The sequence below is a fragment of the Streptomyces sp. NPDC002403 genome (assembly GCF_053593015.1).
This window is the reverse complement of the sequence record NZ_JBSFBQ010000078.1, coordinates 1-14,395: the sequence shown is the minus strand read 5'-3', so window position 1 is coordinate 14,395 and position 14,395 is coordinate 1. Positions and strand designations below refer to the sequence as shown.

Here is a 14,395-nt window from a genome sequence, read left to right as displayed (position 1 = left end):
TTCCTCCCTGATTACCGCACCTTGCCGACAGCGGGCCCCATCTTGCCCCTTGGGCCGCGGGCTGTCACTGGAGGAGTCTAAAGGCAGCGAGGGGGCAAGGGGCTGCGGATGAGGGGGAGCTCTCACCAAGGTTCTGTGCATACGGTGTACGACTCCGTCCGGGCCGGCCGGGTCAGCGGACGCTCGGGAGCACCGGACGCAGGGTGTTCCAGCGGGAGATCTCGCAGCCGTCGGTGCGGCTGAAGACCGTGTCGACGCGCCGCCCCTGCCAGGTCCCGGTGACCCGGGCGGTGGCCGGGCCGCCGAACTGCTTGGTGCACAGCGCGTCCCCGGGCACCGGGGCGAACGGGTCCGCTCCCTCGCCCGCCAGCTCGTCCAGCCGGCCGCAGGCCTGCGCCGCCACCGGGTGACTGCCGCCCGCCGGTCCGCACCGCAGCTCGAAGGTGCCCTCGGCCGCGGAGTTCCCCGAGCCGGAGACCGTGATCGTCAGCCGGGTGCGGGTGTCGTCCCGCAGCACGGGCAGCGGCAGCGGAAGCAGGCCGGTGGCGGCGGTCGCGGCCGGTGCGGCGGCGGACAGCGCGGCAAGGGACGCGACAGCGGTGAGGGCGAGGCGGCGCAGCATGCGGACTCCTGTGCTCGTGCACTCGGCGGAGTGCCGGCGGAACGGACGGAAGGACGGGAGGGCGGCGCCTCCCCCATCACTAACGCTCCGCACGCCACGGCGTTGCGCAACCGCAGACGCTTTGCCCTCGCGCCCGCCTGCCTAGTACCGTAGGCGTCGATTGGTGACGCACCGCTCGGCTGTGTCATCATCTGCACGCACCACTCGCGCTCGCGCGAGGTGTGTATGGAGGCGTCGCCTAGTCCGGTCTATGGCGCCGCACTGCTAATGCGGTTTGGGTCTTAAAGCCCATCGAGGGTTCAAATCCCTCCGCCTCCGCTCTCTGACCAGGGAGTTCAGCCCACTTCGGCTGAACTCCCTGAGTCGTTTCCGGAGCCGTTTCGGTGACCGGCGGCCGGTTCCGGCTACTTCCGCCCGGCGCAGGGGTCGCAGCAGGAGGGCGCCGGCTCGACGCAGACGGTGACGGTGTCGGCGTTGTCGGTGGTGTCGGGATCCTTTTCGTTGCCGGTGGCGGTGGCGGTGTTGTCGACCGGGCCGGCTTCGGTGGCCTTGGCCCGCAGTACGAGGGTGGCTCCGGCGCCGTCGGCCAGGGCGCCCACGGTCCACCGTCCGGTGGCCGGGTCGTAGCTTCCGGGGCCGTCGGCGGACAGGAAGGCGAGACCGTCCGGGAGCCGGTCGGTGACGGTGACGCCGGTGGCCCGGTTCGGTCCGGCGTTGTGGACGGTGACGCGGTAGGTCACGGTCTGGCCGACGGTGACGGTGGTCGCGTCGGCCGCCTTGACCACGCTCAGGTCGGCGGCCGGGTTGACCTGTGTGACCTGCTCGTTGGAGGTGGACGTCAGTGGCTCCGGGGTCTCGCCGAGCCGGTTCTCGTAGGACGCGGTGGCGGTGTTCCTGATCTGCTTGCCGCCGGCGGCCCGGTCGATGGTGACCCGGTATTCGGCCGTGGTCCCCGCCGGGAGGGTCTCGGTGTTGGGCAGGCTGCCGCCTTCCCCGGCGGTGGTGGTGGTGTTGCCGAGCCTGAAGACGACCTTGCCGGCCCCGGCGTCGTAGTACGCCTGGTCGTCGTCCCGCGCGTCGGTCTTCACGCCGGCGTTCGGGCCGTCGACGATGCGCAGGGAACCGGGCAGATACGTCGTGCCCTGCGGGACGACGTCGGTCAGGACGAGGTTCTCGGCCGCGCCGCCGCCCTCGTTCCTGGCGTTGACGCGGTAGGTGATGACGTCGCCCACCTCCAGCGGACCCGTGGGAGCGGCGGTCTTGGTGAGCACCACGTAGGGGGCGGTGCCGAAGAAGATGCCGTCCAGGAAGTTCCCGATGCTCTGGTTGCCGCCGGCGGCGGAGACGGAGCGGAAGGCGAAGCGCGTCAGCGTCTGGCCCGCCGGGACGGTGTAGGTGCCGGTGTAGTGGCCCCAGGCGGTGTTGCCGTCGGTGAAGCGTCTCTGCTGCACCGCGGCGCCCGGCGCGCCGATGTCCAGCGCCATGGTGTCGTCCCCCTGGCGGCCGCGGTGGTACAGCCGCCAGTACAGCTTCGTACCGGGTGTGGTGGGCAGGTCCTGGTAGAGCGTGGAGACCTGATTGGCGTTGAGCTCGGCGAACTGGGCGCCTTCGGCTGCCGGTACTCCGTTGAAGCCCGAGTGCCACAGCTCGATCATGTGGTCGGAGGCGGTGGTGAGCCAGCCCGGGACCCGCTTGGGCGCCTGCGTCCGGGAGGAGTCCGGCAGGATCTCCACATCGGTGACGGCGGGCTGTTCGAAGCTGCCGTTGGCCAGGGCAACCCGGAGCGGAGCAGGAGGTGTGGACAAGGTTCTTCCCCTCAGGTCGACGCTGCTGGAACGCACCGCCGTCGGGCCGCGCAACCGCGCGCCGCGGCGGAGCCGGGACACCCAGTAGCGCAATGCATCCGCGTGATCGCGTAAAGCGATGGACGGGGCGGTTCGGTCAACCCCGCGCGGCAGGTTTGCGGACCCCGCCCCCGGACGGCTCCCGCCGCACGGTCGCCCCCGACCTCGCTCCCGTCGCACACGCCCCCTGGGCCCCTCCCGCCCGACCCGTCATGGCCGGAAGCCTCTGCTGTGCGCTTGAGCCCACCCCTGCTCGGGGTGAATCGGTCACCATCGGAGTTGACGCCCCGGCGCAGCGGCGGCGACCGCGTGAACGTCCGTGGGGGCGAGGGCCGCTGGCGCGTGTCCCGGGACCCGGGTGCTGTGGCGAGGGGCCTCGGCCGCATGCGGACCCGCTCCGTCCGCCGGCTGCCCCGCAAGGGTGCCGCGAGACTCCTGCGCAACCGCCGATCATGGTGTTTTCGCAGGTCGGAGCAGGTCTGGCTAATGGATTTCGCGCTACGGCGCAGGTCATGTAATGTTGTTCTCGCAACGCCGACCGGGGAGAAAAAAACCGGGAAGCACAAGCACTCGTAGCTTAACGGATAGAGCATCTGACTACGGATCAGAAGGTTGCAGGTTCGAATCCTGCCGAGTGCACAGCAGATGAGAGGCCCCCGGGAGAAATCCCGGGGGCCTCTTGCTGTTCCTTCCTCGGCATCGGAATCCGGGAGTTCGACCATGGGAATGGGATGGCAGTGCACCGGGCTGCGGTGGCCCGACGCGCAGGGGCCGCCCGTGCTGGGCTGGCGGCGGGGCGGGGCCGTGCGGGGGAGCGCGCAGGCGTACGGGACGGAGTTCGGGTTCCGGGCCGAGGGGGAGCGGCACTGCGTCGGGGCGCGCGGGAACGTGTGCCCGGTGGGGGCCGTGGTGTCGGGGCGGAGCACGGGCGCGCGATGTCCGGAGTGTGCGCGGCTGGACCGGGCGCATTCGGTGGCCGCCGACACGATCGCCGACGACCCGAGGACGTACCGCGTGTATCTGGCCTGGTTCGGGCCGGGGATGGTGAAGGTCGGGATCACCGCCGAGGAGCGGAGGGCGGCGCGGCTGCGGGAGCAGGGGGCCGTGGTGTTCAGCTGGCTGGGGCGGGGGCCGTTGATGGCCTGCCGGCGGACCGAGGAGCTGCTGCGCTCGGCGCTCGGGGTGCCGGACCGGATTCCGTACGCGAGGAAGCGGGCCGTTCGCGGGGCGCTGCCAGGGGCGGCGGAGCGTGGTGCCGAGGTGGCGGAGCTCTACGGGCGGGCCGCGGCGCTGGAGGGGGCCGGGTGGCCGGAGTCGCTGGAGCGGCTGCCGTTCGAGGCCGTCGATCACGCCGGGCTGTTCGGGCTCGACGGCGCGGTCGAGGTGGCGTGGGCGGTGACCGAGTTGGTGGCCGGGGGTGCGGTCGCGGGGCGGCTGGTGGCGGCGGCCGGGCCCGATCTGCATCTGGCGACGGGGGACGGGGTCGTGGTGCTGGACACCCGGCTGATGACCGGGTGGGAACTGGCGGCGGCGGACGCGCGGGACGGGGTGGGGGTGCCGGTGGCCGGCATCGGGGGCGGTGGCGTGCAGGACGGGCTGTTCTGAGATCGTCGGACCGGCGGGGCGGTGAGAACGGTGAGAGGGGCGTGGGATGAGTGGTGACGCCGATGACGTCGTGCGGTTCCGGGAGCGGCTGGGGCTGCCCGGGATCATCGATGTCCATACGCACTTCATGCCGGAGCGGGTGCTGGCCAAGGTCTGGGCGTACTTCGACTCGGCGGGGCCGCTGACCGGGATGGAGTGGCCGATCGAGTACCGCCACGGCGAGGACGAACGGCTGGCGCTGCTCCGTTCGTTCGGGGTGCGCCGGTTCACCTCGATGCTCTACCCGCACAAGGCGGGGATGGCCGCCTGGCTGAACGGCTGGGCGGCCGACTTCGCGCGCCGGGTGCCGGACTGCCTGCACACCGCGACCTTCTTTCCGGAGGAGGGCGTGGAGCGGTATGTGCGCGAGGCCGTCGAGGCGGGGGCGCGGGTCTTCAAGTCGCATCTCCAGGTCGGCGCGTACGACGCCAACGACCCGCTTCTGGAGCCGGTCTGGGGGCTGCTCGCGGAGGCCGGGATCCCGGTGGTGATGCACTGCGGCTCGGGGCCGGCGCCCGGCAAGCACACCGGCCCCGAGCCGGTCGGCCGGCTGCTCGCCCGGCATCCTCGGCTGCCGTTGATCGTGGCGCACATGGGGATGCCGGAGTACGCGGAGTTCCTGGCGCTGGCGGAGGCGTACCCCCGGGTGCGGCTCGACACGACGATGGCGTTCACGGACTTCACGGAGGACTTCGCCCCGTTCCCGCCCGCCGGGCGGGGGCGGCTCGCCGCGCTCGGGGACCGGATCCTGCTGGGCACCGACTTCCCGAACATCCCGTATCCCTACGCGCACCAACTGCACGCGCTGGAAAGGCTGGAGCTCGGCGACGACTGGCTGCGGGCGGTCTGTTACGAGAACGCGGGCGCCTTGTTCGAGGTCGGCTGACGGTCCGGCGGAGCTGCTGCTTTCTCAGGGAATTCACAGATTCGGGTAAGGGCGCTTTCACGGGAGCCGCACAGGGTTGCGGCATGACGACGACGACCTCGCCCCAGGGGCGTACCGAACTGCTGAGGGCGGACCGCACCCCCGTCCGTGTGCTGGTGGTGGACGACGAGGCCCCGCTCGCGGAGTTGCTGTCCATGGCGCTGCGTTACGAGGGCTGGGAGGTGCGCAGCGCCGGGGACGGTGCCGGGGCCGTGCGGATGGCGCGAGACTTCCGGCCCGACGCGGTGATCCTCGACGTGATGCTGCCCGACACGGACGGGTTCGCCGTGCTCGGCAGGCTGCGGCGGGAGCTCTCCGAGGTCCCCGTCCTCTTCCTGACCGCGCGCGACGCGGTGGAGGACCGGATCGCCGGTCTCACGGCGGGCGGCGACGACTACGTGACCAAGCCGTTCAGCCTGGAGGAGGTCGTGGCGCGGCTGCGCGGGCTGATCAGGCGGTCCGGCACGGCGGCCGTGCGCAGCGAGTCGACGCTCGTCGTCGGTGATCTGGTCCTCGACGAGGACAGCCACGAGGTGAGCCGGGGCGGGACGTCCATCCATCTCACCGCGACCGAGTTCGAGCTGCTGCGCTTCCTGATGCGCAATCCGCGGCGGGTGCTGAGCAAGGCGCAGATCCTCGACCGGGTCTGGAACTACGACTTCGGCGGGCAGGCGAACGTCGTCGAGCTGTACATCTCGTACCTGCGCAAGAAGATCGACGCGGGACGGTCGTCGATGATCCACACCCGGCGCGGGGCGGGATACCTCATCAAGCCCGGTGAGTAGGCGCCCCCGCCGGTGGCGGGGGCCGTGGACGCTGCGGACCCGGCTGGTGGTCTCGGCGGTCACGCTGATCGCCGTCGTCGCCGCGGTCATCGGGACGGTCACCACCATCGCCTTCCACAGCTACATGTACGGCAAGCTCGACGACCAGTTGGCCGCCATCGCCGTACGGGCCGCGAAGCCGCCCGGCGGGGGACCGATGCCCGGCGGCGGTGTCCCGCGGAGCCTCGACCCGCTGGCCTTCGTGGACGCGCGTGGGCTGCCCGTCGGCGCCTTCGGGGCCGTGGTGACGGAGGGCGCGGTCACCGACTCGCGCGTCGTCGTGGAGACCACCACCACGCCGGGGGACGGGGCCGAGGACGTCGGGCAGCCGATGACCGCGGCCCAGAGCAGGGCGCTGGAGGCCGCCGGGCTCTCCGTCGGGGAGGACCCGCGCACCGTCGATCTGCCCGGGCTCGGCTCCAGCCGGGTGGAGGCGGTCACGGACCCGCACGGGACGACCGTCCTCGTCGGCATCCCCGCCGCCGAGGTGGGCTCCGCGCTCACCACCCTGATCGTCGTCGAGGTCTGTGTCACCGGCGCCGGCCTGATCGCGGCCGGGCTCGCGGGCGCCGCCATCGTCGGCGTCGCGCTGCGCCCGCTGCGCCGGGTGGCCGCGACCGCGACCCTGGTCTCCGAACTCCCGCTGCACAGCGGCGAGGTGGCCCCCCTGGAGCGGGTCCCGCAGGCCCAGGCCGATCCGCGGACCGAGGTCGGCCAGGTGGGCGCGGCGCTCAACCGGATGCTGGGCCACGTCGGTTCGGCACTGGAGGCGCGGCAGGGGAGCGAGACGCGGGTACGGCAGTTCGTCGCGGACGCCAGCCACGAGCTGCGCACCCCGCTCGCCTCGATCCGCGGATACGCCGAACTGACCCGGCGCGGCCACGAGGAGACCGGTCCCGACACCCGGCACGCCCTGGGGCGGATCGAGTCCGAGGCGGAGCGGATGACGGGCATGGTGGAGGATCTGCTGCTGCTCGCCCGGCTGGACGCCGGACGCCCGCTCGGCCTGGAGAACACCGACCTCTCCCCGGTCGTCGTCGACGCGGTGAGCGATGCCCGCGCCGCCGGGCGGAGCGGCCACCACTGGCGCCTGGAACTGCCGGACGAGCCCGCGACCGTGCGCGGCGATCCGACCCGGCTCCATCAGGTGCTGGTCAATCTGCTGGCGAACGCCCGTACCCACACCCCGCCGGGGACGACCGTCACCGTCCGGGTGCGGTCCGCGGCCGGCATGCCGTGGGTGGTGCTGGAGGTCGCGGACGACGGGCCCGGCATTCCGCCCGAGCTGCTGCCGCACGTCTTCGAGCGGTTCGCGCGGGGTGACGCCTCGCGCTCCCGCAGCGCGGGCTCCACCGGGCTCGGGCTCGCCATCGTGCAGGCCGTCGTCGCCGCGCACGGCGGCCGGGTCGAGGTCGAATCGGTGCCGGGGCGCACGGTGTTCGCCGTCCGCCTGCCCGCCCTTCACCCGGCCGCGCCGTACTCACAGCATGGGGACAGGCTCAGCACATCGGCGTGACAGCGGGGATGGCGAGTGTCGTTCCCATGCGAACCGACACTCCATGGAGCACCCTGCCGGCCCGGGACCACCTCCTCGCCGCAGGGGCCGACGCGGCAGGTGAGCCCGTACTCGATGTGGTGGTACCCGTTTACAACGAGGAGAAGGACCTCGAACCCTGTGTGCTGCGCCTGCACGACCATCTGACGCGCACCTTCCCGTACGCCTTCCGGATCACCGTCGCGGACAACGCCAGCACCGACCGGACACCGCAGGTGGCGGCCCGGCTCGCGGCCCGGCTGCCCCGGGTGCGGTCGTACCGGCTGGAGGAGAAGGGCCGGGGGCGGGCGCTGCGTACCGTCTGGTCGGGCTCCGACGCCCCGGTGCTGGCCTACATGGACGTCGACCTGTCCACCGACCTCAACGCGCTGCTGCCGCTGGTCGCGCCGCTCATCTCGGGCCACTCCGACCTGGCCATCGGCTCCCGGCTGTCCCGCAGCTCGCGGGTGGTGCGCGGATCGAAGCGGGAGTTCATCTCGCGCGCCTACAACCTCATCCTCCGCTCGTCGCTGGCCGCGCGCTTCAGCGACGCGCAGTGCGGGTTCAAGGCCATCCGGCGCGATGTCGCGGAGCGGCTGCTGCCGATGGTGGAGGACTCGGGGTGGTTCTTCGACACCGAGTTGCTGGTGCTCGCCGAACGCGCCGGGCTGCGCATCCACGAGGTGCCGGTCGACTGGGTGGACGACCCCGACTCCACCGTCCACATCGTGCGGACGGCGACCGAGGACCTGAAAGGCGTGTGGCGGGTGGGGCGGGCGCTGGCGGTCGGCGCGCTGCCGCTGGACCGGCTGGCCCGGCCCTTCGGGGACGATCCGCGCGACCGGGCGCTGAGCGGGGTGCCGGGCGGACTGGCCCGGCAGCTCGTCGGGTTCTGCGTCGTCGGCGCCCTGTCCACGCTCTGCTACCTCGCCCTGTACTCACTGTTCCGGCTGGGCGTCGGCCCGCAACTCGCCAACGGCGGCGCGCTGCTGGTGTCGGCCGTCGCCAATACGGCGGCCAACCGGAGGCTCACCTTCGGCGTACGCGGCCGGGGCGGGGCCGTACGCCACCAGGCGCAGGGCCTGGTGGTCTTCGCCATCGGTCTCGCGCTGACCAGCGGTTCGCTGGCGGCGCTGGGGGCGGCCTCCGGATCGCCCTCGCACTCCACGGAACTCGCCGTGCTGATCGCGGCCAACCTCGCGGCGACGGTGCTGCGCTTCCTGCTCTTCCGCGCCTGGGTCTTCCCGGAACGCCAGGACCCGGGCCCCGCGGCACCCGGGGCCGACTCCGCCGCTCCGTCGGCCGGGCACGCCGACGACACCCACCACGAACTGGGGAACGCCCGATGACCACGCTGCATCCCGACCACCTCCCGGCCCCGCCGGGGGCGCCGTCCACCGCACCGGCCCACGGGCGCCCGGACAGGTCCCTGACGCACCGCGTGTGGCGGGGCAGGCCCGAGGACCCGCGCTGGGCGCGGCCGGCCTTCCTCGTTCTGCTGCTGGTCATCGGGGCCGCGTACCTGTGGAATCTCAGCGCCTCCGGATACGCCAACTCCTTCTACTCCGCCGCCGCCCAGGCGGGCAGCCGGAGCTGGAAGGCCTTCTTCTTCGGCTCGCTGGACGCGGGCAACGCCATCACCGTCGACAAGCCCCCGGCCGCCCTCTGGCCGATGGCCCTGTCGGTACGGGTCCTCGGCCTCGACTCCTGGGCGATCCTGGCCCCGCAGGTGCTGATGGGGGTGGCCACGGCCGGGGTGCTGTACGCGGGCGTACGCCGCCGGTTCAACGCCGTGGCCGGGCTGATCGCCATGGTGGTGTTCGCACTCACCCCGGTGGCCGCGCTGATGTTCCGCTTCAACAACCCGGACGCGCTGCTGGCACTGCTGATGACCGTCACCGTCTACTGCGTGCTGCGCGCGATGGAGCACGGCCGCACCAAGTGGCTGGTGTGGGCGGGGGTCGCGGTCGGGTTCGCCTTCCTGGCCAAGACCCTCCAGGCGTTCCTGATCCTGCCGCCGCTGGCCGTGCTGTACGCGGTGTTCGCGCCGGTCCCCGTACGCAAGCGGCTCGCCCAGCTCGCGCTCTCGGGCCTCGTGACGGTCGTCGCGGGCGGCTGGTGGGTCGCGATCGTCGAACTGTGGCCCGCCTCGTCGCGCCCGTACATCGGCGGCTCGCAGAACAACTCCTTCCTGGAGCTGACCTTCGGCTACAACGGGCTCGGCCGGATCAACGGCGACGAGACCGGCAGCGTCGGCGGCGGAGGCGGGCCGGGCGGCGGCTCCGGCGGCCAGTGGGGCGAGACCGGCATCGGCCGGATGTTCAACTCCGAGATCGGCGGCCAGATCTCCTGGCTGCTGCCCGCCGCGCTGATCCTGCTGGCCGCGGGCGTCCGGCTGACCTGGCGGGCGAAGCGGACGGACACGGCCCGGGCGGCCTTCCTCGCCTGGGGCGGCTCGCTGCTGATGACCGCGGCGGTGTTCAGCTTCATGGCCGGCATCTTCCACCAGTACTACACGGTGGCCCTGGCCCCCTACGTCGCGGCGCTGATCGGCATGGGCGCCACGGTCCTGTGGGAGGAGCGGTCCCGCTGGTGGGCGGGTGCCACGCTCGGCGTCACGGTCGCCGTGACGGCGTACTGGGCGTACGTGCTGCTGGGGCGGACCCCGGACTACCTGCCGTGGCTGCGCACGGCCGTGCCGGTCGCCGGACTCGCCGGTGCGCTGGGCCTGCTGCTCGTGTCCCGGCTGGGGCGCCGCTTCGCGCTCCTCGCCGTGGGACTGGGCCTCGCCGCGTCGCTGGCCGGGCCGTCCGCGTACGCCGCGAGCACGCTGAGCACCGGGCACCAGGGCTCGATCGTGACGGCCGGCCCGTCGGGCGGTGGCATGGGTGGCCCCGGTGGCATGGGCGGCGGACGCGGTGGTCCCGGCGGCGGGACGCGCTTCCCGGGCCAGGGCAATCAGCAGGGTGGCGGCATGGGACAGCCTCCGACCGGCACCCCGCCCGGTCAGGGCCAGATGCCGGGCCGGCCCGGCACCTCGCAGAACGGCCGGCAGCCCGGCGCCATGCCCGGCACGGGCGAGGGCTTCGGGGGCGGCGGCGAGCAGCGAGGCGGCGGCATGGGCGGGCTGCTCAACGGCGCGTCCGTCGGCGCCGAGGCCAGGAAGCTCCTGGAGGAGAACGCCGGGGACTACACCTGGGCCGCCGCCGCCATCGGATCCCAGAACGCCGCGAGCTACCAACTCGCCACCGGAGAACCGGTGATGGCGATCGGCGGCTTCAACGGCAGCGACCCGTCCCCGACGCTCGCCCGGTTCGAGCGGTACGTCGAGGACGGGAAGATCCACTACTTCATCGCGGGCGGCACGGGCGGGGGCGGCGGCAACGGCACCTCCTCGCAGATCTCCTCCTGGGTGCAGGAGAACTTCGAGGAGGTCACGGCCGGCAGCGCCACCTTCTACGACCTGACCCGGCCGAAGCGGAGCGGCTGAGGCTCAGCGCCGCAGCAGCAGATCGGCGACGACCGGGCGGTGGTCCGAGGCGAGTGTCCCGGCCACCGCCGCGTCGCGTACCCGCACGGAATCCTTCGACACCGCCACGTAGTCGATCCGCTGCACCGGATCCTGCGCCGGGAAGGTGGGCCCGCCGGGCTCCGCATCCGTCAGCTCCCGCCACAGCGGCGCGAGTTCGGGAGCGGACGGTGCCGCGTTGAAGTCGCCGAGCAGGATCTGCCGCACCGGCCCGCGGCCCGCCCCCGGCTCCGTGTCCTCGGCCATGATCCGGCGGGTGTCGGCGACCTGGGCGCTGCGTACGGACGGGTCGGCGCGGTAGTCCAGATGCGTCACATAGACGTGCACGGGCAGCCCCTTCACCCGCACGACCACCTCGCCGAAGCCGGGCGCCGGGGTCGGAACGGGGTTCGGGACCTGGGTGGAGAGCCGGGTGATCTCGTGGTTCTCGGCGCTCACGATGCGGTACCTGGACAGCACCGCGACCCCGAACTCGCGACGCGGCGCACCGGGGGTCTGCGGGTCGAGGCTGTAGACCGGGGCGAACGAGACCCGCATGTCCAGCCTTTCGGCCAGCTCGCCCGCCAGGTCGCGCCACTCGCTGCGGGTGCCCCAGTGGACGTCGACCTCCTGCAGCCCGATCACATCGGCGTCCAGCGAGCGGAGTTCGGCGGCCTGCCGGTCGAGATCGAAGACATTGTCCATGCCGGCGCCCGCATGGATGTTGTACGTGGCCACCCGCAGCGGCACCGCGCGCCCCTGCCCCTCCCCGGCGGCCGCTGCGGGAGGCGCGAGCGCGGTCCCCAACAGTCCTGCCGCGACGAGCACTTCCACCGTACGACGACGCAGTGACATACCACTCCAGCCCTTGTCGGATCAGCGGCGAGCACCGTACCGCGCGGTAGGCGGAAACGCGTTGTACGCCGTACAGGATCTGCCTTACGGTGTACAACGCCTATTGCTCGTACACCGTATAAGGGATCAGGAGTCCGTATGACGGCGACCGCCGCCGAGCAGAACCACCTCTCGTCGCCGAGCCATCCGCAACGCTGGCTGATCCTCGGCGTCATCTGTCTCGCCCAGCTCACCGTGCTGCTCGACAACACCGTCCTCAACGTCGCGATCCCCTCCCTCACCCGGGAGCTGGACGCCTCCACCGCCGATGTGCAGTGGATGATCAACGCCTACTCGCTGGTCCAGTCGGGTCTGCTGCTCACGGCCGGCAGCTCCGCCGACCGTTACGGCCGCAAGAAGATGCTGATCGCCGGACTCGCCCTGTTCGGCATCGGCTCGCTGGTGGCCGGGCTGGCCCAGACGTCCGTACAGCTGATCGCCGCCCGCGCGGGCATGGGCATCGGCGGTGCGCTGCTGATGACCACGACCCTGGCCGTCGTCGTGCAGATCTTCGACGAGACCGAGCGGGTCAAGGCGATCGGCATCTGGTCGACCGTCAGCTCGCTCGGCTTCGCCGTCGGACCGCTGATCGGCGGAGTGATGCTCGACCACTTCTGGTGGGGCGCGATCTTCCTGATCAACATCCCGGTCGCGGTGCTCGGACTGGTCGCCGTGGCCCGGCTCGTCCCGGAGTCCAAGAACGCCGGCGGCGAACGCCCCGACCTGCTCGGCGCACTGCTCTCCACCATCGGCATGGCATCCGTGGTGTACGCGATCATCTCCGGCCCGGAGCACGGCTGGGCGTCGGGCCGGGTGCTGCTGACCGCCTTCGTCGGGGTCGCCGTCCTCACCGGATTCGTGCTGTGGGAGCTGCGCATCCCGTACCCGATGCTGGACATGCACTTCTTCCGGAACCAGAAGTTCGTCGGGGCGGTCGCGGGCGCGATCCTGGTCGCCTTCGGGATGGGCGGCTCGCTCTTCCTGCTCACCCAGCAGCTCCAGTTCGTCCTCGGCTACGGGCCGCTGGAGGCCGGTCTGCGCACGGCTCCGCTGGCGCTGAGCGTCGTCGCGCTCAACCTCACCGGACTGGGCGCCAGGCTGGTGCCCAAGCTGGGCACACCGGTCACCATCGCGGCCGGGATGAGCCTGCTGGCGGCGGGGCTCGCCGCGATCGCGCTGCTCGGCGGCGACGGTTACGGCGGCATGCTGCTCGGCCTCGTCGTGATGGGCGCGGGCATCGCGCTCGCCATGCCCGCCATGGCCAACGCGATCATGAGCGCCATCCCGCCAGCGAAGGCGGGCGTGGGTGCCGGGGTCAACGGCACGCTCGCCGAATTCGGCAACGGCCTGGGGGTCGCCGTCCTCGGCGCGGTGCTCAACTCGCGGTTCGCGGCCCTGGTGCCGACGGCCGTCGGGGCGGCGTCGCTGCCCGTCGCGCTCGCCTCGGCCACCGACGCCGGCGAGCGGGCACGGATCACGGACGCCTTCGCCTCCGGGCTGGAGACCAGCCAGCTCTTCGGGGCGGTCGCGGTGCTGGTCGGCGGATTGCTGGCGGCGGTGCTTCTGCGCCGTGCGGAGCGGGCGGAATCCGCTCCGGCCGACTCGGCCGGGACACCGGCAGCGGCATAGCATCGAGGCGGGGCGCACCGGACCGTACGCGTCGCTTCGTGCGCGCGGGTACGCATCCGGTCCGTCCCGCCGGCAAGACGAGGAGAGAGTGCCATGGTGTCCGCGGCCGACCGTGTGAAGAACCCCGCCAGGACCAGCGTGTGGCTGGACCGCAGGACACCGTCGCGCACGCGCAGGACGGACCAGCCGGCGGGTCTCGACCGGGACAGGATCACCGCGGCCTCCGTCCGGCTGCTGGACGCCGAGGGCCTCGTCAAGTTCTCCATGCGCCGGCTCGCCGCCGAACTGGACGTCACGGCGATGTCCCTCTACTGGTACGTGGACACCAAGGACGATCTGCTGGAGCTGGCCCTCGACTCGGTCTACAAAGAGATCGCGCCCCCTCGCGAGGACGCGCACTGGCACCACCGGCTGCGCGAACTGGCCATCTCCTACCGGGAATTGCTGGTCCGGCATCGCTGGGTGTCGCCGCTGGCCGGCCACTTCCTCAACATGGGCCCCTACTCGATGCTGTTCTCGCACGCCATGCAGGACGTGGTCCGGGCGACGGGGCTGCCGCTGCACCAGCAGACGGGGGCGCTTTCCGCGGTCTTCCAGTTCGTGTACGGATTCGGCACCATCGAAGCCCACTTCGTACAGCGCAGCGCGGAGTCGGGTGTCAGCCAGGACGAGTTCTTCCAGCAGGCGCTGGGCACCATCCGGAGCCAGCCGCAGCTCAAGGAGATCGTGGAGTCCTCGCAGGACCTGATGGACGCCCGCGGCGGCGACACGGTCGAGGAGATGCGCGACCGGGACTTCACCTTCGCCCTGGATCTGCTGATCGCGGGCATCGAGGCGATGCGGGACCGCTGAGGGGCGGTGCGGGGCCGTCGAGGCCCCGTGCGCCATGAAGCGCGAGCGAGGCAGCAAGATTGACCGTCGTGGTCGTCTTGCCCACTCCGCCCTTCTGATTGGCCACCACCATGACGCGC

General features: G+C 72.2%; 11 protein-coding genes, 2 tRNA genes and 1 pseudogene. 10 read left to right on the top strand and 4 right to left on the bottom strand.

What is annotated here, in order from left to right; all coding sequences use genetic code 11:
- Positions 1 to 172: 172 nt before the first annotated feature.
- Positions 173 to 622, bottom strand: coding sequence for an SSI family serine proteinase inhibitor (locus tag ACWCPY_RS39550; RefSeq protein ID WP_451273475.1), 450 nt, complete (start codon positions 620 to 622; stop codon positions 173 to 175).
- Between the two features lie 227 nt (positions 623 to 849).
- Here ACWCPY_RS39550 and ACWCPY_RS39545 point away from each other — a divergent pair.
- Positions 850 to 940: transfer RNA gene (locus tag ACWCPY_RS39545), tRNA-Ser, on the top strand.
- 86 nt (positions 941 to 1,026) lie between these two features.
- On the opposite strand, the gene ACWCPY_RS39540 is transcribed toward ACWCPY_RS39545, so the two are convergent.
- Complete coding sequence (locus tag ACWCPY_RS39540; protein ID WP_451273473.1) at positions 1,027 to 2,427, bottom strand: DUF7507 domain-containing protein; 1,401 nt, start codon at positions 2,425 to 2,427, stop codon at positions 1,027 to 1,029.
- A 605-nt stretch (positions 2,428 to 3,032) separates the two neighbouring features.
- On the opposite strand from ACWCPY_RS39540, the gene ACWCPY_RS39535 reads away from it, so the two are divergent.
- The 7 genes from ACWCPY_RS39535 to ACWCPY_RS39505 all read left to right on the top strand — a co-directional run bounded on the left by ACWCPY_RS39535 (position 3,033) and on the right by ACWCPY_RS39505 (position 10,883).
- Positions 3,033 to 3,105 (top strand) — tRNA-Arg (locus ACWCPY_RS39535).
- 81 nt (positions 3,106 to 3,186) lie between these two features.
- Entirely contained in the window at positions 3,187 to 4,071 is an 885-nt protein-coding gene (locus tag ACWCPY_RS39530; RefSeq protein WP_451273471.1) for a DUF2797 domain-containing protein, read from the top strand.
- Between the two features lie 46 nt (positions 4,072 to 4,117).
- On the top strand, positions 4,118 to 4,996 hold the full coding sequence (locus tag ACWCPY_RS39525) for an amidohydrolase family protein (protein WP_451273469.1): 879 nt from the start codon (positions 4,118 to 4,120) through the stop codon (positions 4,994 to 4,996).
- A gap of 83 nt (positions 4,997 to 5,079) precedes the next feature.
- Entirely contained in the window at positions 5,080 to 5,820 is a 741-nt protein-coding gene (locus ACWCPY_RS39520) for a response regulator transcription factor (RefSeq protein WP_451273467.1), read from the top strand.
- The gene (locus ACWCPY_RS39515) at positions 5,813 to 7,375 is read left to right on the top strand and encodes a sensor histidine kinase (RefSeq protein ID WP_451273465.1); all 1,563 of its coding nucleotides are present in this window, start codon (positions 5,813 to 5,815) and stop codon (positions 7,373 to 7,375) included. The genes ACWCPY_RS39520 and ACWCPY_RS39515 overlap by 8 nt, the downstream gene beginning before the upstream one ends.
- Before the next feature lie 26 nt (positions 7,376 to 7,401).
- On the top strand, positions 7,402 to 8,742 hold the full coding sequence (locus ACWCPY_RS39510; protein WP_451273463.1) for a glycosyltransferase: 1,341 nt from the start codon (positions 7,402 to 7,404) through the stop codon (positions 8,740 to 8,742).
- Positions 8,739 to 10,883 (top strand): ArnT family glycosyltransferase, encoded by a 2,145-nt coding sequence (locus ACWCPY_RS39505; protein ID WP_451273461.1) that lies wholly within the window; start codon positions 8,739 to 8,741, stop codon positions 10,881 to 10,883. The genes ACWCPY_RS39510 and ACWCPY_RS39505 overlap by 4 nt, the downstream gene beginning before the upstream one ends.
- A 3-nt stretch (positions 10,884 to 10,886) precedes the next feature.
- Here the strand turns inward: ACWCPY_RS39505 and ACWCPY_RS39500 are convergent, their stop codons facing one another.
- On the bottom strand, positions 10,887 to 11,756 hold the full coding sequence (locus ACWCPY_RS39500) for an endonuclease/exonuclease/phosphatase family protein (protein ID WP_451273459.1): 870 nt from the start codon (positions 11,754 to 11,756) through the stop codon (positions 10,887 to 10,889).
- Positions 11,757 to 11,894: 138 nt separating this feature from the next.
- On the opposite strand from ACWCPY_RS39500, the gene ACWCPY_RS39495 reads away from it, so the two are divergent.
- A complete protein-coding gene (locus ACWCPY_RS39495) occupies positions 11,895 to 13,424 on the top strand; it encodes an MFS transporter (protein ID WP_451273457.1) in 1,530 nt (509 codons plus the stop codon).
- Between the two features lie 93 nt (positions 13,425 to 13,517).
- Positions 13,518 to 14,276 carry a TetR/AcrR family transcriptional regulator gene (locus ACWCPY_RS39490; protein ID WP_451273455.1) on the top strand — a complete coding sequence of 253 codons (759 nt, stop codon included), beginning with the start codon at positions 13,518 to 13,520 and terminating at the stop codon, positions 14,274 to 14,276.
- Positions 14,277 to 14,295: 19 nt separating this feature from the next.
- Here ACWCPY_RS39490 and ACWCPY_RS39485 read toward each other — a convergent pair.
- Positions 14,296 to 14,395, bottom strand: a pseudogene (locus ACWCPY_RS39485) (ParA family protein); the annotation flags it as partial.